This is a genomic window from Aurantimonas coralicida DSM 14790, from assembly GCF_000421645.1.
Classification (GTDB): Bacteria; Pseudomonadota; Alphaproteobacteria; order Rhizobiales; family Rhizobiaceae; genus Aurantimonas; species Aurantimonas coralicida.
This window is the reverse complement of record NZ_ATXK01000005.1, coordinates 239,110-258,058: the sequence shown is the minus strand read 5'-3', so window position 1 is coordinate 258,058 and position 18,949 is coordinate 239,110. Positions and strand designations below refer to the sequence as shown.

19 protein-coding genes and 1 riboswitch are annotated in these 18,949 nt (G+C 69.2%); of the genes, 9 read left to right on the top strand and 10 right to left on the bottom strand.

Annotated features, from left to right (window positions below):
* Positions 1 to 73 precede the first annotated feature (73 nt).
* From H536_RS0113265 to H536_RS0113230, 8 genes are all read right to left on the bottom strand, one after another.
* The gene (locus tag H536_RS0113265) at positions 74 to 535 is read right to left on the bottom strand and encodes a 6,7-dimethyl-8-ribityllumazine synthase (RefSeq protein ID WP_024350934.1); all 462 of its coding nucleotides are present in this window, start codon (positions 533 to 535) and stop codon (positions 74 to 76) included.
* Positions 536 to 618: 83 nt separating this feature from the next.
* Positions 619 to 765: riboswitch (FMN riboswitch) on the bottom strand.
* A 140-nt stretch (positions 766 to 905) separates the two neighbouring features.
* Positions 906 to 1,859, bottom strand: coding sequence for a carbohydrate kinase family protein (locus H536_RS0113260; RefSeq protein ID WP_024350933.1), 954 nt, complete (start codon positions 1,857 to 1,859; stop codon positions 906 to 908).
* A 16-nt stretch (positions 1,860 to 1,875) separates the two neighbouring features.
* Positions 1,876 to 2,937, bottom strand: coding sequence for an ABC transporter ATP-binding protein (locus H536_RS0113255; protein ID WP_024350932.1), 1,062 nt, complete (start codon positions 2,935 to 2,937; stop codon positions 1,876 to 1,878).
* 42 nt (positions 2,938 to 2,979) lie between these two features.
* A complete protein-coding gene (locus H536_RS0113250) occupies positions 2,980 to 4,050 on the bottom strand; it encodes an ABC transporter ATP-binding protein (RefSeq protein WP_024350931.1) in 1,071 nt (356 codons plus the stop codon).
* A gap of 5 nt (positions 4,051 to 4,055) precedes the next feature.
* Complete coding sequence (locus H536_RS0113245) at positions 4,056 to 4,340, bottom strand: hypothetical protein (protein ID WP_024350930.1); 285 nt, start codon at positions 4,338 to 4,340, stop codon at positions 4,056 to 4,058.
* A gap of 2 nt (positions 4,341 to 4,342) precedes the next feature.
* Positions 4,343 to 5,170, bottom strand: a complete 828-nt coding sequence (locus H536_RS0113240) for a carbohydrate ABC transporter permease (protein WP_024350929.1) — start codon at positions 5,168 to 5,170, stop codon at positions 4,343 to 4,345.
* The gene (locus tag H536_RS0113235; RefSeq protein ID WP_009211305.1) at positions 5,167 to 6,102 is read right to left on the bottom strand and encodes a carbohydrate ABC transporter permease; all 936 of its coding nucleotides are present in this window, start codon (positions 6,100 to 6,102) and stop codon (positions 5,167 to 5,169) included. Before H536_RS0113235 ends, H536_RS0113240 begins: the two co-directional genes overlap by 4 nt.
* Positions 6,103 to 6,177: 75 nt before the next feature.
* Positions 6,178 to 7,671, bottom strand: coding sequence for an ABC transporter substrate-binding protein (locus H536_RS0113230; protein WP_024350928.1), 1,494 nt, complete (start codon positions 7,669 to 7,671; stop codon positions 6,178 to 6,180).
* Positions 7,672 to 7,837: 166 nt separating this feature from the next.
* Here H536_RS0113230 and H536_RS23770 point away from each other — a divergent pair, with 166 nt between their 5' ends.
* Both H536_RS23770 and dhaL read left to right on the top strand, forming a co-directional pair.
* Positions 7,838 to 9,919 (top strand): bifunctional sugar-binding transcriptional regulator/dihydroxyacetone kinase subunit DhaK, encoded by a 2,082-nt coding sequence (locus H536_RS23770; RefSeq protein ID WP_081651922.1) that lies wholly within the window; start codon positions 7,838 to 7,840, stop codon positions 9,917 to 9,919.
* Between the two features lie 39 nt (positions 9,920 to 9,958).
* Positions 9,959 to 10,597, top strand: a complete 639-nt coding sequence (gene dhaL, locus H536_RS0113215; protein ID WP_024350927.1) for a dihydroxyacetone kinase subunit DhaL — start codon at positions 9,959 to 9,961, stop codon at positions 10,595 to 10,597.
* 30 nt (positions 10,598 to 10,627) lie between these two features.
* Here the strand turns inward: dhaL and H536_RS0113210 are convergent, their stop codons facing one another.
* Entirely contained in the window at positions 10,628 to 11,266 is a 639-nt protein-coding gene (locus H536_RS0113210) for a response regulator (protein WP_024350926.1), read from the bottom strand.
* The gene (locus tag H536_RS0113205; RefSeq protein WP_024350925.1) at positions 11,263 to 12,618 is read right to left on the bottom strand and encodes an ATP-binding protein; all 1,356 of its coding nucleotides are present in this window, start codon (positions 12,616 to 12,618) and stop codon (positions 11,263 to 11,265) included. The genes H536_RS0113210 and H536_RS0113205 overlap by 4 nt, the downstream gene beginning before the upstream one ends.
* 205 nt (positions 12,619 to 12,823) lie before the next feature.
* On the opposite strand from H536_RS0113205, the gene H536_RS0113200 reads away from it, so the two are divergent.
* Genes H536_RS0113200 through H536_RS0113170 form a run of 7 tightly spaced genes read left to right on the top strand, consistent with a single transcriptional unit; the run spans position 12,824 to position 18,933 of the window.
* Positions 12,824 to 13,843: an AAA family ATPase gene (locus H536_RS0113200; protein WP_051141596.1), complete on the top strand. Its 1,020-nt coding sequence runs from the start codon at positions 12,824 to 12,826 to the stop codon at positions 13,841 to 13,843.
* On the top strand, positions 13,843 to 14,781 hold the full coding sequence (locus H536_RS0113195; protein ID WP_024350923.1) for a DUF58 domain-containing protein: 939 nt from the start codon (positions 13,843 to 13,845) through the stop codon (positions 14,779 to 14,781). The genes H536_RS0113200 and H536_RS0113195 overlap by 1 nt, the downstream gene beginning before the upstream one ends.
* The gene (locus H536_RS23310) at positions 14,765 to 15,196 is read left to right on the top strand and encodes a hypothetical protein (RefSeq protein WP_024350922.1); all 432 of its coding nucleotides are present in this window, start codon (positions 14,765 to 14,767) and stop codon (positions 15,194 to 15,196) included. The genes H536_RS0113195 and H536_RS23310 overlap by 17 nt, the downstream gene beginning before the upstream one ends.
* Positions 15,193 to 16,155 carry a VWA domain-containing protein gene (locus tag H536_RS0113185; protein ID WP_155898477.1) on the top strand — a complete coding sequence of 321 codons (963 nt, stop codon included), beginning with the start codon at positions 15,193 to 15,195 and terminating at the stop codon, positions 16,153 to 16,155. Before H536_RS23310 ends, H536_RS0113185 begins: the two co-directional genes overlap by 4 nt.
* Positions 16,152 to 17,078, top strand: coding sequence for a vWA domain-containing protein (locus tag H536_RS0113180; RefSeq protein ID WP_024350920.1), 927 nt, complete (start codon positions 16,152 to 16,154; stop codon positions 17,076 to 17,078). The genes H536_RS0113185 and H536_RS0113180 overlap by 4 nt, the downstream gene beginning before the upstream one ends.
* Positions 17,078 to 17,719, top strand: coding sequence for a tetratricopeptide repeat protein (locus H536_RS0113175; RefSeq protein ID WP_024350919.1), 642 nt, complete (start codon positions 17,078 to 17,080; stop codon positions 17,717 to 17,719). The genes H536_RS0113180 and H536_RS0113175 overlap by 1 nt, the downstream gene beginning before the upstream one ends.
* Positions 17,713 to 18,933, top strand: a complete 1,221-nt coding sequence (locus tag H536_RS0113170) for a BatD family protein (protein ID WP_024350918.1) — start codon at positions 17,713 to 17,715, stop codon at positions 18,931 to 18,933. Before H536_RS0113175 ends, H536_RS0113170 begins: the two co-directional genes overlap by 7 nt.
* Positions 18,934 to 18,949 lie beyond the last annotated feature (16 nt).

Genomic DNA, 18,949 nt, shown 5'->3' with positions numbered 1-18,949 from the left:
TGCAATCGTCCGCGCGCCGTGGCGCGAGCCTTCCGGTCGCAGGATCATCGTCCGAGGCCGGCCACCGCCCCGATCAGGCGACGCGGTGGATGGCGGCGGCGGGCGTTTCGATCGCCTGCCGCGTCTTGACGATCATCAGCGCCGCCTCGGCGGCCTCGCGGCCCTTGGTGACGAAATGCTCGCGGAAGATCGCCTCGTGATGGGCCGTCTCCTGGTAGTGATGCGGCGTCAGCGACACCGACAGGACCGGCACGCCGCTGTCGAGGCCGGCGCGCATCAACCCATCGATCACGGCCTGGGCGACAAAATCATGCCGGTAGATGCCGCCATCGACGACGAGGGCCGCGGCGGCCACCGCCTTGTAGCGGCCGGTCATCGCGAGATCGCGGGCCATCAGCGGCATCTCGAAGGCGCCGGGCACGTCGAAGACGTCGACCTGGTCGGCGGGAATGATCTGGGTGAAGCCTTCGAGGGCGCGCGAGACGATGTCGGCGTGCCAGTTGGCCTTGATGAATGCGTATCGGGTGGGTGCCATGGTGTGATCTCCTTCGCAACGGACACGTCACCCAAGGCGATCACGGACGCGAATACGCGAGGCGTTCGCCTGGCGCGCATTGCGTACGTTCTCTCTCATCCGGACTATGACCGTCGGCTCAGGCATCGCACCTGATCTGCTGACCCCTTCGAAGCCGAAGGGCGCTCGCGGGCTCGCGGCAAGCGCCGCATACCGCCGGTGGGGACTTTCACCCCGCCCTGAGAACGGGTGGAGATAAAGCACCGCCGACGCGTGCGCGCAAGCCGCATGGCACGGGAACGGGCAGGATGTCAGGGCGGATCTCGCGCGATGCGATCATCCCTGCGGGGGCGAAGCAGCGCCACAATCGGGCCAGTCCTGCGGCGCGCTGTCAGCCCTTGCGGCGCCCCGCCTGCAGCGCCGCGACCCGCTCCTTCGTATGGTCGAAGGACACGACGCCGGCATCCGAGCCGAGGCCACTGGCCACCAGCGACGCGACGCCCTGGGCGAAATCGATGGCGGCTTCCGGGTCCATACGGTGGGTCAGCGCGGTGATGAAGCCGGCGTCGAAGGCATCGCCGCAGCCGGTCGTGTCGACCACGTCGATGTCGTAGGCCGGCACATGCAGGCGCGTGCCGTCGGCGGCGGCGTAATAGGCGCCCTCGCCGCCGAGGGTGAAGACGCAGGTTTGCGCGCCCCGGTCGAGATAGAATGCGGCGCAGTCGGCCGGCGTCGTCTGGCCCGACATGTCGCGGGCCTCCTCGATCGAGGGCATGAAATAGTCGATGGACGGCAACAGCGGCAGCACCAGACCGGCGGTCTCCGCACTGGCGGCGATCAGGTCGAAGGTCACCGTGCAGCCGCGGCGCTTTGCTTCTTCCAGGAGCAGCCTGCTGCGCTCGCCGTCGAGAGTCTTCAGGAGGCCGGTGCCGCCCAGATGCAGGATCGGCGCGTCGAAGATCTGGTCGTGGAGGCGCGGCGGGACGTCGAAATGGTCCGAGGCGCCGCGCATGTGCAGGGCCGGGCGTTCGCCATTCGGCCGGATGTTCAGGATCGTCGCCGAGGTCGGAATGCCATCGAGCCGCTGCATGGCGGAGATGTCGATGCCCAGCCGGTCCATCGCGCCGAGGACGAAATCGGCCTTCTCGTCATTGCCGACGGCGCCGACCGCCAGGCTGTTCAGGCCGAGCTTGGCGGTGTTGACCACCACGCCCCCGGCGGTGCCGGCGACGGTCAGGCGGATCTCGTCGATGAACTCGACATTGCCGCGATCCGGGATGCGGCTGACGGGGCGCCCGAGAATGTCGAGGATGTAGAGCCCGACGACGGAGACATCGTAGCGCATGGTCGGCCCTTCCCTGTCAGGAGACGCGGTTGCCGTCGGCAAACAGCATCAGCCGGTCGCGCGGCACCGACAGATGCACGGCGCCGCCGAGCGCCGCCGGCGGCCGGCCGTCGGTGTTCACCTTGACCACCGTCTCGCCGATCTTCGCCTTGGTCAGGTAGCGGCCGGCAATGCCGATCGCCTGGTCGACGAGGATGGCGCCGACGCTGCCCTCGGTGGGCTCGCCGGTCATGCGCACGAGTTCCGGCCGGATGCCGAGGGTCAGCTGGCCGCGCGGCGGGCTGGCCGGCGCCGGCAGCGGTTCGGCGAGGATCGGCGCGTGGATGCCGCGGCTGTCGAGTTCGGCGGGAATGAAGTTCATGCCGGGATTGCCGAGGAACCAGCCGCCGAACTCGGTGGTCGGCTGGCCGTAGAGCACCTGCGGGCGGTCGTATTGCATGATCCGGCCGTCCTTCATCAGGGCGATCCGGTCGGCCAGCGTCATCGCCTCGGTCTGGTCGTGGGTCACGTAGACGATGGTCTGCTTCAGCCGCTTGGTGACCCGCTTGAAGGCGCGGATCAGCTGCAGCTTGGCATTGACCTCGACATTGGTGGTGGGCTCGTCGAACAGGACGATCTCGGACTGGCGCGCCACGGCCCGGCCGACGGCGACCTTCTGGCGGCTGCCGGCGTCGAGCTGCTCGATGAAGGCACCGGCCAGCGGTCGCAGGTCGAGGACGTCCAGAACCTCGTCGACGCGGCGCTTGCGCTCGGCAGTCGAGACGCTGCGGTCGTGGCGCATCGGCAGTTCCAGGTTCTCGGCCACCGACAGGGTCGGGTACATGACCGGATACTGGAAGACCATGCCGACATTGCGCTTGCGCGGCGGCAGCCGGGTCACGTCGCGCCCGCCGAAGAGGACGCGGCCTTCGCTCGGGCGCTCCAGCCCCGCCAGCATGCGCATCAGCGTGGTCTTGCCGCAGCCGGACGGGCCGAGCAGGCAGGCGACCTCGCCGTCGGCGAAGGTCATGTGGACGTCGTCGACGGCGGTGAAGCTGCCGAAACGCTTGGTGACGTGCTCGATGACGATTTCAGCCATGGATGTTCTGTCCCGTTCGAACGCGTTGGGCCTGCGACACGGTCATGGCGCTGCCGCCAGGCGCTGCCCGCTGGTGCCGTCGAACAGCAAGATGTCGGCCGGGTCGATCCGCACGCCGACCGTGCTGTCGAATTCGGGCGGGGCGCGATCGAACAGCGGGATCGCGCTGGTCAGGGAGTGGCCGTCGAGATCGAGATAGACCACCGCCTCGCCGCCGAGATTTTCCACCAGCGTCACCCGCGCCGGCTGGGTGCCGATCGCCGGGCCTTCGGGGTTCAGCCTCACATGCTCGGGCCGGATGCCGGCGATCACCGCGCTGCCCTCTTCAAGGCCGGCGGCGGGATGGCGCAGCGGCCCGGCCGTCACCGTGCCGTCGGTGACGCTGCCGGAATAGAGATTGGCGTTGGGAAAACCGATGAGGTCCAGCGAGCGGGCCCGGGAGGGCTGGTGATAGACCGCGGTTACCTCGCCATCCTGGATCACACGGCCCTGGTCGATGACGGCCAGCCGCTGCGCCATGGTCAGCGCCTCCAGCGAATCCGAGGTGGCATAGAGGAAGGTGGCGTTCAGCTCCTCGCGCAGCGATTTCAGCTCGTCCATCAGCCGCTCGCGCAATTTGTAGTCGAGCCCGACCAGCGGGTCGTCGAGGACGAAGATCTGGGCGTCCTTCAGAAGGCCGCGCGCCACGGCGACGCGCTGCTTCTCGCCGCCCGAGAGCTGGTCCGGCGTCTTGGCCAGAAGATGGGTGATCGACAGGATGCCGGCGGTCCGGTCGACCCGGGCCGCGATCTCGTCCTTGGGAAAGCGCGCCAGCGTCAGCGGATAGGCCATGTTCTGGGCCACCGTCTGGTGCGGGTAGAGCGCGAAGTTCTGCGGCACGTAGCCGATCGGCCGCTCGGCCGGCGGATCGCCGACGATATCGCGGCCCGACAGAAGGATCTGCCCGGCATCGGGCTTTTCCAGCCCGACGAGGATGCGGAACAGGGTCGACTTGCCGGACTGGGGCGGGCCGCACAGGACGGTGAAGCTCTGCGGCGCGACGTCGAGGGTCAGCGCGTCGAGAGCGACGGTCTTGCCGTAGCTCTTGGTGATGCCTTGGAACTGCAGCGACATGGAGATCAGCGACCGAGTTGCGAGAATGTCGGGACCATCAGGATGCCGACCGAGAACACGGCCGCGATGACCAGGAGGACCTTGAGGATGAAGAACAGGCTGGCCCCGGCCGAGGCGTCCTTGCGCAGATTGCCGACGGCGATCTGCAGGAGGGTGGAGGCGACCAGCACGCACAGGCCGACCTTGTAGACCATCAGATTGTAGCGCTGGGCGATCATCAGGATGCCGGCCAGGAGGCCGAAGATCAGGATCGTTTCCAGCCGTTCGGGAAAGGTGCGGGTGGCTTTCATGGTCAGACCTCTCCCCGCACGGTGCCGAAGGTCATCCCGACCAGCAGATATTTCTGGAAGATGTAGATGAAGACCACCGGCACGATGATGTAGACCGAGGTCATGGTCGAGATGAACGTCCAGTTGACGCCGCCGTCGGAATAGGTGCCGACCGACAGGGCATAGGGAATGTTCTGGGTGTTCACGCCGCCGATGATGAAGTTGAAGAGATATTCGTTCCACACGAAGATCAGGTTGAAGATGAAGGCGGCGATCAGGCCGGGCCGGACCTGCGGCATCACCACCTTGAAGATCACGTGGAACCACGAGCCGCCATTGACGATGCCGGTCTCGTCGAAGCGCGTCGAGACGCCGTCGAGGAAGCCCTTCAGGATCCACACCGAGAAGGGGATCGAGAACATCGCGTAGAACAGCATCAGCCAGAGATGCGAATCCTTCCAGCCGAAGGCGACATACATCAGGAAGACCGGCAGGATCACCGCCGGCCCCGGCAGCATGCGGATCGACAGCAGCAGGAACATCAGGAAGTCGGTGCCCTTCGGCCGGAACCGCGAGAAGCAGAAGGCCGCGAGGAACGAGACGACCACGGCGATCAGCACGGCGCCGATCGACAGCACCACCGAATTGGCGATCTGCAGGAAGATCTCGCCACGATTGAACAGGTCGACGTAATTGTCGAGCGTCGGCTTGAAGAACAGCTTCGGCGGCACCGCCAGGATGTCGCTGCGGGTCTTGAAGGACGACATGACGATCCAGGCGATCGGCGCGAAGAAGATCAGCGCGATCAGCCACAGGGCGGCGTAGTACAGCCATTCGCGCAGGCGGCTCATGCTCCGTTCTCCCGGCGGCGACGCAGGCTGAGGACGAAGATGAAGGCGCTGGTCATGGCGATCGATATCAGGAGGAGAAGGACGGCATAGGCCGACGACCAGCCCATGTTGAAGCTTTCGAAGGCCTGCTTGTTCAGCTCCAGCGCCACCAGCCGCGTGGTCTGGCCCGGCCCGCCCTTGGTCATCGGGATGATCAGGTCGAGGGTCTTGAAGCTGTCGATGGTGCGCAGGAGGATGCCGAGCATCATGATGAACTTGCCGTGGTGCCAGATGACCAGGGTCAGACGCCTCAGGAACGGCACGCGGTCGATCTCGGCGGCCTCCAGTTCGGCCTTGGGCACCGAGCCGAGAGCGGCCAGCGTCATCAGCGTCATGAACGGCGTCCACATCCAGCAATCCACCGCCAGCACCGCCCAGAAGGCGAGCTCGGGATTGCCGAGGAAGTCGATCGGCCCGCTGTCGAACAGCGCCCGGCCGAGATAGTTCAGCACGCCGAAGGTCGGGTCGTAGATGAAGCGGAAGAAGGTGCCCGAGGCCACCGGCGTCAGTACCATCGGCGCGAACAGGAGGGTCAGGGCGATGCGCCGGCCCGGCATGTCCTTCGACCCCCAGAACAGGAAGCCGAGCATCGCGCCGAGAAGGGTCTGGATGGTGACGCCGCACAGGACGAATGTGAAGGTCCGCGACAGGTCGAACCAGATGCCGTTCTTGCTGGCGAGGATGGCGAAGAAATTGCGGAAGCCGACGAAGTCCGGCGGCATGCCGCTGGTCAGCGAGAAATTGTAGAAGGACAGGCCGAGCAGCCACAGCGTCGGGATCGTGTTGAACACGATGAAGAAGATCATCACCGGCGCCAGCAGCGTGAGGATCAGCGTGGCGCGGTTGTCGAACAGGCGGGCAAAGGGCCGCCGACGCTGCTGGACGGGGGGCATTATCGGGCCTCGAGCTTGGGACTGGATGGCCGGACGCGGAGGATTTGTCCGCGTCCGGCCGATCGGTGGACCTGCTTACAGCGAGGTCATCGCGCAGCTGTCGGACGGCGCTTCTTTCGCCGTGCCGGAATCGTAGAGGATCTGCTGCTGGGCGCAGGCGATGTAGTCCATCACCGCCTGGGCGTCGGTCGACTGGCCGGTCACGAAGGAGGAATAGCCCTCCTGCTGGACCGACAGCATCTCCGAATATTTCGGGTCATGCCAGAAATCCTGCGAGCGACCGTCCTCGAGCATGAACTTGTAGGTGCGGTTCCACGGGTTGATGTCGTCGAAATCGTCCCGCGACAGGGTCGCCTTGTCGCACGGATTGCCGCCGCGCTTGGCGAATTCCAGCGCCGTCTCGGGCTGGTACCACCAGTTCATGAAGTCGATGGCGACGCGCATCTTCTGCTCGTCGTTGAAGGCGTTGATCACCCAGGGCTGGCCGCCCATGGAATAGATCCGCTTGGGCTCGGCGCCCGGCGCCTGATGCTTGGGCGGCGGCACGACCAGCACCTTGCCCTGCAGTTCCTCGGTGATCATCGCGGGGCCGACGGCGGCCCACTGGATGGTGGCGAAGACCTTGCCCTGGGTGAAGACGTCGATGCCCTCGGCGATGCCGATATTGGTGGCGCCCGGCGGGCAGTATTTCAGCCAGCGCTTGTATTCTTCCAGCGAGGCCGCGTTCTCCGGCGTGTTGAGGACGCCCTCGACCTGGCCGGTCTCGGCGTTCCACAATTCGCCGCCGCGGCTCCACAGGAAGTTGTTGAAGGCGCAGGTCGCGAAGTCGTAGACGCGGCTGTACTGCTGGGCAAAGCCCCAGCGCTGCTCGTCCGGCCGGGTGAAGAAGTCGGCGACCTTCTCGAACTCGTCCATCGTCAGGTTCTCGAAGTCCTCGAAGGTCGAGGGCAGCTCGACGTCGTACTTTGCCTTGAACGCCTCGCGCTCCTTCGGGTCGTCGAGCCAGTCCTTGCGAACGAACAGCGCTTCGACGTCGCCCTCCTGGGGCAGGCCCCAGATGTTCTGGCTGCCGTCGGGATAGGTCATGTAGGTGTCAACGACGGTCTTCGAGTACCAGTCGATGTCGAGCGCCGGGTTCTGCGCGATGACGTCGTTCAGCTGCAGGATCCAGCCCGGCTGGGCGAGTGCGCCGAGCCACTGGCTGTCGGAAATGATGATGTTGAATTCCTGGCTGCGCGTGACCAGCGAGGTCGCGGCCTTCTGGAACAGGTCGGCGAAGGGCGCTTCCTGGAAGTTGAAGGAGACGTCGTAGCCGTATTTCTCCTTCACATATTCGGCGAAGAGCGGCGACATCTTCACGCCCAGCGACGACGGCACCCAGCCGGCGATGCCGAGAATGTTCATCTCGATCGACTGGCCGGCGAGCGGATGGCTCTCCTGGGCGTGCAGCCGGTTGATGAAGGGCGCGCCGAGGACGGTCGACAGCCCGAGGGCGGCGCCGCCTTTCAGAAGGCTGCGGCGCGGGACCATCAGTCCGGAGCCGGCCCGTTTGTCGAATGAATTCGTCATGCCTGTTTCCTCCCAGTTGCAATAGTGGCCGCCGGCGACCCGTGGCGTTCCGGCGCTGCTGTGCAACCGCGTGGCATCGACGGCTGAATCCCTCCCAGGACCGTCGGATCGCGATTGGCAAACCCTATTGGCGACAATATTCAAATCCTATAAGACAAATGTCAAGATGGCTTCCTTGAACACCTCCACAGCGCGCAAGAGCGCCTCCGGTCGGCCCACTGCCGGCGCCACTCCGGTCCCGCTGCCGTTCCGCGACGATCCGCTGCTGTGGGCCGGCTGGCTCTATGCCCGCGACGGCATGACCCAGAACGAGATCGCCAAGGCGATGGGCGTCTCGCGGGCTACCGTGAACGGCTATCTGGCCGAGGCGCGCACCCGCGGCATCGTCACCCTGTCGATGGAGACGTCGCGGCTCAGCGAGCTGATGATCGCCCAGGCGATGAAGGACCGCTTCAATCTCAGCGACTGCATCGTCATTCCCAGCGCCGAGACCGACCAGGGCCTCGACGAGCGGCTGGGCGAGACCGGCGCGCGGGTGCTGCAGCGGCTGATCCGCCCCGGCGACACGCTGGGCATCGCCTGGGGCCGCACGATGATCGCGCTGGCGCGGCGCATGGGGCCGGGCCGGGTTCCGGACCTGTCGGTGATCCAGCTCACCGGCGGCACCTCGGCGCCGGTGGATTTCACCCCCGAACTCTGCGCCTCGCAACTGGCGACGGCGCTCGGCGCGCGCTCGATCAACATCACCGCGCCGGCCGTCGTCTCCAGCGCCGCGGTCCGCGACGTGCTGATGGACGAGCCGCAGCTGCGCGAGCAGTTCGACATGGCGCGCCGGGCCGACAAGGTGGTCTTCGGCATCTGCTCGACTAGGCCCGACAGCACGATCCACGCCAGCGGGCTGGTGCGCCAGGAGGAGCTGGCGCATCCGGCCTTTCACCGGGCGACGGCGGTCGTTGCCGGCCGCTTCATCGACGATCGCGGCGTGCCGGTGCGCGCGCCGCTGGATGCGCGCACCATCGGGCTGACGCTGGAGGAGATCAGCGCGATCAAGGTGCGCATCGCGGTGGCCGGCGGGGCGCGCAAGGTGCCGGCGATCCTGGCGGCTTTGCGCGGGGGCTATGCGAACATCCTGATCACCGACGCGGCCACGGCGCACAGCATTCTGCAGGCGGAGGGGGTGCCCGAGTCGCTCGGCGCCCTGCGAGGAACCAGACGCACACAGCTACAGGGAGGCAATCCAGTGAAGACCAAGAAGCTCATCAACGACCCGAAGAACATCATCGAGGAGATGCTGGACGGGATCGTGAAGGCGCATCCCAACCATGTGCGCCAGCTCGAACACAGCCCGCGCTCGGTGATCGCCGTCGACGGCCCGCGCAAGGACAAGGTGGCGATCGTCATCGGCGGCGGCTCGGGCCACGAGCCGTCCTTCGTCGGCTTCGTCGGCAAGGGCATCGCCGATGCCTGCGCCATCGGCAACGTCTTCGCCTCGCCGCCGCCGGACCCGATCCTGGAATGCACCAAGGCCGTCGATGGCGGCGCCGGCGTCCTCTACATGTACGGCAACTACGCCGGCGACGTGATGAATTTCGACATGGCGGCCGAGATGGCGGCGATGGAGGACATCGAGGTCCGCACGGTGCTCTCCACCGACGACGTCGCCTCGGCGCCGCTCGACCAGAAGGAGAAGCGCCGCGGCGTCGCCGGCAATTTCTTCATCTTCAAGATCGCCGGTGCGGCCGCCGATCACATGTGGTCGCTGGACGAGTGCGAGCGTGTCGCCCGCAAGGCCAACGACCACACCTTCACCGTCGGCGTGGCACTGGCGCCGTGCTCGCTGCCCCAGACCCTGCGGCACAATTTCGAGATCGGCCCGGACGAGATGGAAATCGGCATGGGCATCCATGGCGAGCCGGGCGTGACGCGCGAGCCGCTGCGCACCGCCGACGACGTGACCGACGACATGCTGGAGCGGATCTTCGCCGAGATGCCGGCCAGGAAGGGCTCGAAGGTCGCGGTGCTGATCAACTCGCTCGGCTCGACGCCGCTGATGGAGCTCTACGTGATCAACCGGCGGGTGCACGAGCGCCTCGAGCGCAAGGGCATCGACGTGCACGCCACCTGGGTCGGCACCTATTGCTCGTCGCTTGAAATGGCCGGCATGTCGGTGACGCTGATCCTGCTCGACGACGAGCTGACCGAGCTCCTCGACCATCCTTGCGATTGCGCGATGTTCCGTGCTGGCTAAGCCTCGCCGGACCCCGCCAACCCGATACGGACCATGCCCATGACCATCACCACCCAGCATCTCGTCGCGATGTTCGTCGCGATCGCCGATGCCATCGAGGAACACAAGGATCATCTGTCGGAGCTGGACGGCGTCATCGGCGACGCCGACCACGGCGTCACCATGGGGATCGGCTTCACCGCCGTCCGCGAGGCGCTGGGCCAGCTCGACACCGCCGAGAACGAGCCGGCCGTCGTCTTCAACACCGCCGCCAAGACCTTCCTCAACGCCGTCGGCGCCTCGTCCGGGCCGCTCTATGCCACGGCCTTCATGCGGGCCGGCGCGGCGGCCAAGGGCAAGCCCGAGCTCGACCGCGACGCCATGGTCGAGGCGTTCTGCGCCATGGCCAAGGGGATCCAGGATCGCGGCAAGGCCGAGCGGGGCGACAAGACCATGGTCGATGCCTGGCTGCCGGCCGCCGAGGCGATCGGCGAGGCGGCCGGGCGCGGCGACGATCTGGCCGCGTGCTTCCAGGCGGCCGCCCGGGCCGCCGAGGAGGGCGCCGAGGCGACCAAGGCGATGCGGGCGTCCAAGGGCCGCGCCGCCCGGCTCGGCGACCGCTCGCTCGGCCATATCGATCCCGGCGCCGCCTCGACGGCGCTCATCGTCGGCGTCATGGCGACCCAGCTGACCGGCTGAGCCCGGCTTTACGGCGATCGGGGTATTGCGCTAGCGGCGGACCAGCCCGGCCTCGATCGCCACCCAGACCAGATGGGCGTCGGTGCGCGCGCCGAGCTTGGCCTTGATCTGGTAGTGGTTGTTCTGGACCGTCTTGACGCTGAGGCAGAGCCCGGCGGCGATCTCGTCGGAGGTCATGCCCGAGGCGAGCATGCGCAGGATCTCGGTCTCGCGCGGGCTGAGATCGGCGATCGCCGTCGCACGGCCCTCGACCCGTTCCTCGGCGATCTCCTGGGCAATGTCCGGGCTCATCGCCCGCCGGCCGGCGAGGATCGCCTCGATGGCCTGCACCAGTTCGGCCGGATCGCTGCTCTTCGTCACATAGCCGGACGCGCCGGCCTCGAAGGCCTTCAGCGCGAAGGCCGCGCCCTGGTGCATGGTGAAGATCAGGATGCGGGCGGCGCCGTCCCATTGCCGGATATGCCGCGTCGCCTCGATCCCGCCGGGGCCCGGCAGGGTCAGATCCATCACCACGATGTCGGGCGTCGTCTCGCGGTAGAGGCGATAGGCCTCGCCGGCATCCGCCGCTTCGGCGACCACCGCATAGCCCGGCCGCCGCTCGATCAGCCGGCGATAGCCCTCGCGCACGATCGGATGGTCGTCGACCAGCATGATCCGGGCGGCGCTCATGGCCGCAGCGCCCCGGTGGGGATGGTCGCCGCCACGCGGATGCCGCCCTGTGCCTCGCCGATGGAGAGCGTGCCGCCCAGCGCCGCGATGCGCTCGCGGATGCCGGCGATGCCGAAGCCGGTGCCCCTCTCCAGCGCCTCGGGCCGTCCGCCGCCATCGTCCATGACGGTCAGCTCGACGCCCGGCGCGCCGCCGGCGCTGTCGCGGACGACGCGGACGACAATCCGCCGGGCCGAGCCGTGCCGGGCGGCATTGGTCAGGCATTCCTGCACGATCCGGTAGAGGTTCAGCGCCGCCGCGTCGTCGAGGCCGGTGAGGTCGCCCTCGGTTTCCAGAACGAAGCGGGTTCGCCCGCCAAGGCTCGCCTCCCAGCCATGCAGCATGGTGCGCAGGCTCGGCTCGAGGCCGAGCTGGTCGAGGTCGGGCGGCCGCAGCCGGACGAAGGCACCGCGCAGCGTCGCCATCATCCGCTTGACCATGCGGCCGATCGCGCGGGCGTCCTCGGCGATGTCGTCGCGCCCCTGCGGCGAGGCCGCCTCCAGCGACGCAGCCATGGCGCCGGCGGCGGTCAGGCACTGGCCGAACTCGTCGTGCAGTTCGCGGGCCAGCGTGCGGCGCTCATCCTCCTGCACTTCGAACAGCTTGCGCATCAAGACCGCGCGCTCGGCGGTGGAGCGTTCCAGCCGGCTGGCGAGGCGATTGACGGCGATGGCGAGGCGGCGGAACTCGGCGGTGCGGAAGGAGGGCAGCCGGCTGCCGATGTCGCCCATCTCCAGCCGTTTCAGCCCGTCGACGATCGCCTGCACGGGAAGCAGCGCATGGGCGATGGCAAGGCTCGACAGGGCGATCATCGCGGCCGCCAGCGCCAGGGCAAGCGCCGCCGCGATCCGCACCTGCTGCCAGATCCGCGTGGCCGCGGCGACCGGATCGAAGCTGGTGCGCAGCCGCCGCCCGTCCTCGCCGAAGATGCGCACCTCGCGTTCGACCGCCGCCGGATGCCGGAAGCCTGCGGCCAGCGCGGCGCGAAACCAGCCCGGCGCGACCGAGCCGAAGGCGTTCCAGCCCGAGCACAAGCGACGCGTCCCGCCGTCGCGCTCGGTGAAGGCGACGCAGGTGCCGGGGGTCATCACCGAGACGATCTCGATGGAGCGCCGCGCGATATGGGTCGATTCCACGCCGCCGCTGCCCAGCATGTAGATGCGCTCGAGCTGGAAGGCGACGCGGGTCTCGGTGGCCTTCAGCTCGGTCCGGATCGCCGCCTGGGTATCGGCGACGACATAGACGATCGCGCCGGCGAGGCACACGCAGGCGACGCCGAAGAGCCGCAGGATCAGCCCCATCATCAGGCTCATGGCGATCGCTCCCCCTGTCGATCCGACGATCAGGCCCAAGCTGGAGCCCCGCCGCAAGGGGGGCGCGACCGATCGGGCAAATTGCCTGTGTGCGGCCGGGCGTGATGCCCTACCCAAGACCCGATGCATCCGACATAGTGCCGGCGTCCGGGTGGAGTGGCACCGGCCCGCGGCGCCGACGTGAATCTATCGGGATATGAGTGCCATGCAGGATGCAACCGCGGTCTCGCGCGACGCCGAACCCGCTCTGTCGAATGACGGGCCGGATGGCGGCGACGCCCATGCCCTCTCGGCCCTGCAGCGGGCCGTCGAGACCGGCCTGATCGGCCACCAGCCCCTTGTCGAACGCCTGATGATCGGGCTCCTGACCGGCGGCCATCTGCTCATCGAGGGCGCCCCGGGCCTTGCCAAGACCCGCGCCGTCAAGCGGCTGGCCGACGGGCTGGAATCCTCCTTCTCGCGCATCCAGTGCACGCCCGACCTGATGCCGGCCGACCTGACCGGCACCCAGGTCTTCCGCCCCGAAAAGGGCGTCTTCGAATTCGTCCAGGGCCCGGTGTTCCACTCCCTCGTTCTCGTCGACGAGATCAACCGCGCCCCGCCCAAGGTGCAGTCGGCCCTGCTCGAGGCGATGGCCGAGGGGCAGGTGACCGCCGGCGGCACGACCTATGCGCTGCCCGATCCCTTCATGGTGGTGGCCACCCAGAACTCGATCGAGCACGAGGGCACCTTCCCGCTGCCCGAGGCCCAGCTCGACCGCTTCCTGATGCATGTCCTCGTCGACATGCCCGACGCCCGCTCCGAGCTCGCCATCCTCGACCTCGTCGAGCGCGAGGCGAGCGGCAGCGAGGCGGCCATGCCGCATCCGGTGACCAGCGCGGCGATCGTCGCCGCCCGGCAGGCCGCCGCGAAGGTGCATCTGGCGCCCGCCCTGAAGGACTACATTGTGCGCCTCGTCATGGCGACGCGCGAGGACCGGCCGGCCCCCGACATCCGCAAGGCGATCGAGCATCCGGTGTCGCCGCGCGGTACGCTGGCGCTGGCAGCCTCGGCCAAGGCCCGTGCCTATCTGCGCGGCCGCGACTACGCCGTGCCGGAGGATGTGAGCGAACTCGCGCCGGACATTCTCGCCCACCGCATCGTGCCGACCTGGCGGGCCGCGGCAGACGGCGTCACGGCGCGCAGCCTCGTCGCCCGGCTCGTCGACCTCGTCCAGCCCCTCTGATGAGCCGCATCGTCCCGCCGGCGGACCAGGCTGGCATCGCCGTCGATGCCGACGCGCTGTTCCGGCTGCGCCATTACGTCCGCCACATCCCCGAGCAGCGGCTGGCCCCGACCGGCCGGCCCGGCGGCTTTGCCGGCAAGCGCCGCGGCAACGGGCTGGAGATCGTCGACGTGCGGCCCTTCTCGGAGGGCGACGACAGCCGCCATCTCGACGCCGCGACAACGGCCCGCACCGGCCGGCCGCATGTGCGCACCTTCCGCGACGAACGCGAGAAGACAGCGCTGCTGGTCGCTGATTTCCGCCCGGCCATGCTCTGGGGCACCCGCCGGCGACTGCGCTCGGTCGCGGCCGCCGACGCCCTGATGCTGGCCGGATGGCGTGTCGTGCAGGCGGGCGGCCGTGTGGGACTGCTGGCCCTCGGCCTCGGTGAGCCGGCTTATGTCGCGCCCCAGGCCCGCGAGAAGGGCATGGCGGCGATCGCCGGCGGTCTCGCCCGCGCCCATGCCATCGCGCTCGAACGGGCGGCCGCCGGCCATCTCGACGACGCGCCGCTCGACCGGCTGCTGGAACCCGCCGGCCGGCTTGTGCCGCGGGGCGGCACGCTGTTCCTCGCCACCGGCCTCGACGTGCCGGGCACGGATTTCGACGGTCTGGCGCTGGCCCTGCGCCGCCGGGCGCGGATCGTCACGATCCTGGTGCGCGACGCTTTCGAGGAGGTCCCGCCGCGCGGTGCCTATCCGTTCCTGTCCGGCGATGCGCCGGCCGGGCTGACAGGCCTGCGCTGGGCCTTCGTGTCGGGCGCGGACACGGCCGCGAGGTCCGATCCGCGCCGCGAGCGGCTGGAACGGCTCGGCGCGGAGGTGCGCATCGTGGCGGCCGATGCCGAATACGACAGGATGGCCGAGGCTCTGGAGCGCGACGATGTCGACCGATCCTGATCTCGTCGCCCGGCTGCGCCCGGTGCGGCTGCCGGCCGATTTTGCCGCCTTCGACGGGTCCGAAGTGCTGGCCGCCGCGGCGCTCGGCATCCTCGCCGGGCTTCTGCTCCTGGCGCTGCTGCATCTCGTCACCCGCCGGCGCGACACTGCGCTGACCATGGCCCGGCGCGAGATCGCCGCCGCGCGCCTTTTGCCGGCCGAGGATCGCCTGTTCCGGCAGGCGGCGCTGATCGACCGGCTGCGCCGCGACGCCGCGCCGGCAAGGCCTGGCACCAGGCCCGATTCCGGCGCAATCCTGCGCGAAGACATCGGTGCCTCCCTCTACCGGCCGGGCACCACGCCCGATCTCGACGCCATCGACGCGGCGATCCTGACGATGGCCCGCGGCCGCCGGCGTCTGCGGGCGAGGGCATGACCATGTGGAGCTTCGCCACCCCCTACGCGCTGCTTCTCTTGCCGCTGCCCTTCGCCGCGCTGCTGCTCCTGCCGCCGCGCCAGGCCGCGACCGGCGCGCTGGTCGTGCCCGGCTCCATCGCGGCGCGCTTGGCCACCGGGGCGGCGGACGGCATGCGCGCCCGCGTCCGCCAGCTCCTGCCGGCGCTCACCTGGATCGCGCTGGTCGTGGCGCTGGCCGGCCCGCAGCAGCTCGAAGCGGTCGAGGCCCTGCCGGCCAGCGGCCGCGACCTCGTCCTCGCCATCGACCTGTCCGGCAGCATGGAGCAGGAGGATTTCGTCCTCGACGGCAAGACCGTCTCCCGGCTCGACGCGGTGAAGGCGGTGGCTCGTGATTTCGTGCGCGCCCGAGCCGGCGACCGTGTCGGGCTGGTGATCTTCGCGGAGACCGCCTATTTCGCCGCACCGCTGACCTTCGACGTCGAGGCGGTGGGCCACCTCATCGACCAGGCGACGATCGGCATTTCCGGCCGGTCCACCGCGATCAGCGACGGGCTGGGCCTCGCCCTGAAACGGCTCGCCCGCTCCGATGCACGCTCGCGCGTCGTCGTCCTTCTGTCCGACGGCGTCAACAATGCCGGCGCCGTCCAGCCGCGCGATGCCGGATCGCTGGCCGAGCGGCTCGGCATCCGCGTACACACCATCGCCCTCGGCCCTGCCGATCTGGAGACCGACCCCAAATCCCGCGACGCCGTCGATACCGCGACCCTGCGGGCCATTGCCGAAACCAGCGGCGGCGAGACCTTCCGGGTCCGCACCACCGACGATCTGCGGCAGGTGGCGCGCGCCATCGACGCGCTGGAGACCAGCGCCTTCGAGCGGCCTGCGGCCGAAATCTACAGTTCCTACTGGATCTGGCCGGCCGGTTTCGGCTTCCTCTGCGCCCTCGGCCTCGTCATCGGATGGAGGCGCGGCGCATGAGCCTGCCGGGCGATCTTCTGTTGCTGCGGCCCTGGTGGCTGGCGGTCCTGGTGCTGACCCTCGTGGCCGGCGTCGTCTTCGCCCGCCGATCGCGGGGTCTCGCCGGCTGGGAGCGCGCCGTCGACCCCGCCCTGATGGCGGCGCTGTCGCGGCTGGGCCGGCTGGTGCCAGGCAGTGCCCGCCACGCCTTTTTGGCCATCGCCGTCGCCGGCCTGGTGGCGCTGGCCCTCGTCGGCCCTGCCCAGCGCGATAGCGGCGCGCCCACCTTCCGCAATCTCGACGGCATCGTCGTGGCGATGGACCTGTCGCGCTCCATCGCGGAAGGCGGCAGCCTCGACGACGCCGAGGCCGCCGCGCAGCTTGTCCTGCAGCGGGTCGGCACCCGCCCCGTCAGCCTCATCGTCTATGCCGGCGAAGCCTATGTGGCGACGGCCTTCACCACCGATCCGGCGGCGCTCGGCTCCATCGTCGCCGTCCTCGACGGCGAGACGGTGCCCGACCCCGGCAGCCGCAGCGACCGGGCGCTGGCGCTGGCCCGCCGCACGCTGGCGGAAGCGCAGATCCTGCGCGCCGACGTCGTGCTGGTCACCGACGGGGAGGGGCTCGGCCCCGCCGCCTTCGACGAGGTGGCGGCCTTGCGCGCCGACGGCGCTTTCGTCTCGGCGATCCATGTCGCGCCGAGCCAGCGCCCCGGTGACATGCCGCCCCCCGATCCGGCGGGGCTGGAGCGTCTGGCCGCCGCCGGTGAGGGCTTCTTTGCCGACGCCACCACGCCGCTCGCCGTCGCGGACGGGATCGGCCGGCGCCGTTCCGATGCTCTGGCGGAAGGCGACTACGCGGTGCTGCACTACACCGATTATGGCCGTTATCTCCTCGTGCTGGCGCTGTTTCCGGCGCTCGCCCTGTTCCGCAGGAGCGTGTGATGCGGCGCTGGGTTCTGCCATTCCTCGCGCTGGTCGTGGCCGCATGCGCTACGCTCGCCGCCGGTCCCGCCGCCTTCGGCCGGCTGGCGCTCTCCACCGGTCTGCCGGGATTGGCCGCCAGCCTGACCACCGAGCCGGCGGTGCGCGGGGTCGCACTCTACCGTGCGGGCCGATACGCCGAAGCCGACCTGGCGTTTCGCGAGGCCGGCTCCGAGGCCACCTACAATCGCGGCGTCGGGCTTGCCGCGCTCGGCCGCTACGCGGAAGCCGTCGCCTATTTCGACGCCGTGCTGTTCGCCGATCCGTCCGATGCCGACGCCCGCTTCAACCGCGCCCTCGTCGCGGCCCGCATCGACCCGTTGGTCGGTGAATCCAACGACATCGACGGCATCGCCGCCAATATCGAGGCCGAGGACGCCGCCGCCCAGCCGACCAAGCGCGACGTGCCCAAGGCGCTCACACTGGCCGAGCAGCGCTCCGTCGTGCGGCCGCGCACCGGCCAGGGGGTCGTCGCCAGCGAGGACTGGCTGACGACGCTGCCCGACGATCCCGGCGCCTTCCTGAAGCTGCGGCTGCGCGCCGAGCATCAGCGCCGGCAGGATCTTGGCATCGCCAACCCGCCGGAGGACACCGCATGGTAGGACGGCTCCTGCTCACGCTGTCACTGCTCCTCTTTGCCGCGGCTGGCCCCGCCGGAGCGGCGCCGCAGGTGTCGGCGCGCGACGCGCGGCTGGCCGTGGTGGTCGATGCGATGCCGGCGGACCCCTATGAGGACGAGATGGTGCTGGTCACCATTCGCGGCCTCTACGACGTGACCATCGCGCTGGAGACGCTGGTCCAGCCGGATCTGCGCAATTTCTCCTGGATGCAGCTTGGCCGCGACAGCTGGACGACACAGCGCATCGACGGCCGCCAGCTGACCGTCTTCGAGCGGCGGCTGGCAATCTTCCCCGAACGCGGCGGCGACCTGACCGTCGGGGCCTTTACCCACCGGCTGACGCTGGTCGCCAACAATGGCGAGCGCTTCGTCCACAATGTCGTCTCCGAGCACGTCACCATCACCGCCATCCCGCGCCCGGCCACAGAGGGCGGCTGGTGGCTTCCGGCCCGCTCGCTGAGCTACAGCGACGAATGGGACATGGACCCGGCCATGCTGGCCAATGGCGAGACCGCGACGCGCACCGTGACGATCGTTGCCGAAGGGGTGCCGCCCGGCTCGCTGCCACCGCCGCCCCGGATGATCGCGCCCTGGCTGATCTCCTTCATCGCGCCCGAACGGCGCAGCGTCGAACTGACCGAGAACGGGCCGGTGTCCACCGTCGTCTGGCAATGGCGCATGCGGCCGGTCTCCTCGCAGCCAGGCCGGCTGGAGGCCTTCCACATTCCCTGGTTCGATACCACGACGCGGGAAATGCGCGACGCGGTGCTGAAATCCCAACGCATCGCCTTCGCCGCGATCGCCGAGGAGCCCGAGGCCAGCGGCTGGTCAGGCCTCATCGCCCGCAGTGCACCGCTTCTGGCAGGGCTCGGAAGCTGCTTGCTCGTCTTGCTCCTGGCACTGCCGGGCCGGCGCCTGGTCGCGCCCGCCGAGATCGGCCGCCGCCTGCGCCGGTTCCTGCCGGACCGCAACGCCGTGGCGCTTCGCCGGGCCGCCGCCCGCAACGATCCCCGGGCCACCCGCGCCGCCGCCGCCGGCCTGTCGGGAGCGCGCGGCGAACTGCCCGCCGACGCCCGGACGGCCTTCGCCCGCCTCGACCGTCACCTCTACGGCCCGCAGCCATCTCCGGCGGTCGACCTCAAGGGTTTCGCACGCCAGATTTTTCTCGCGCAAAGGCTGCGCCGCCAGCGGGGATGACCCCGCTGGAAGTCAA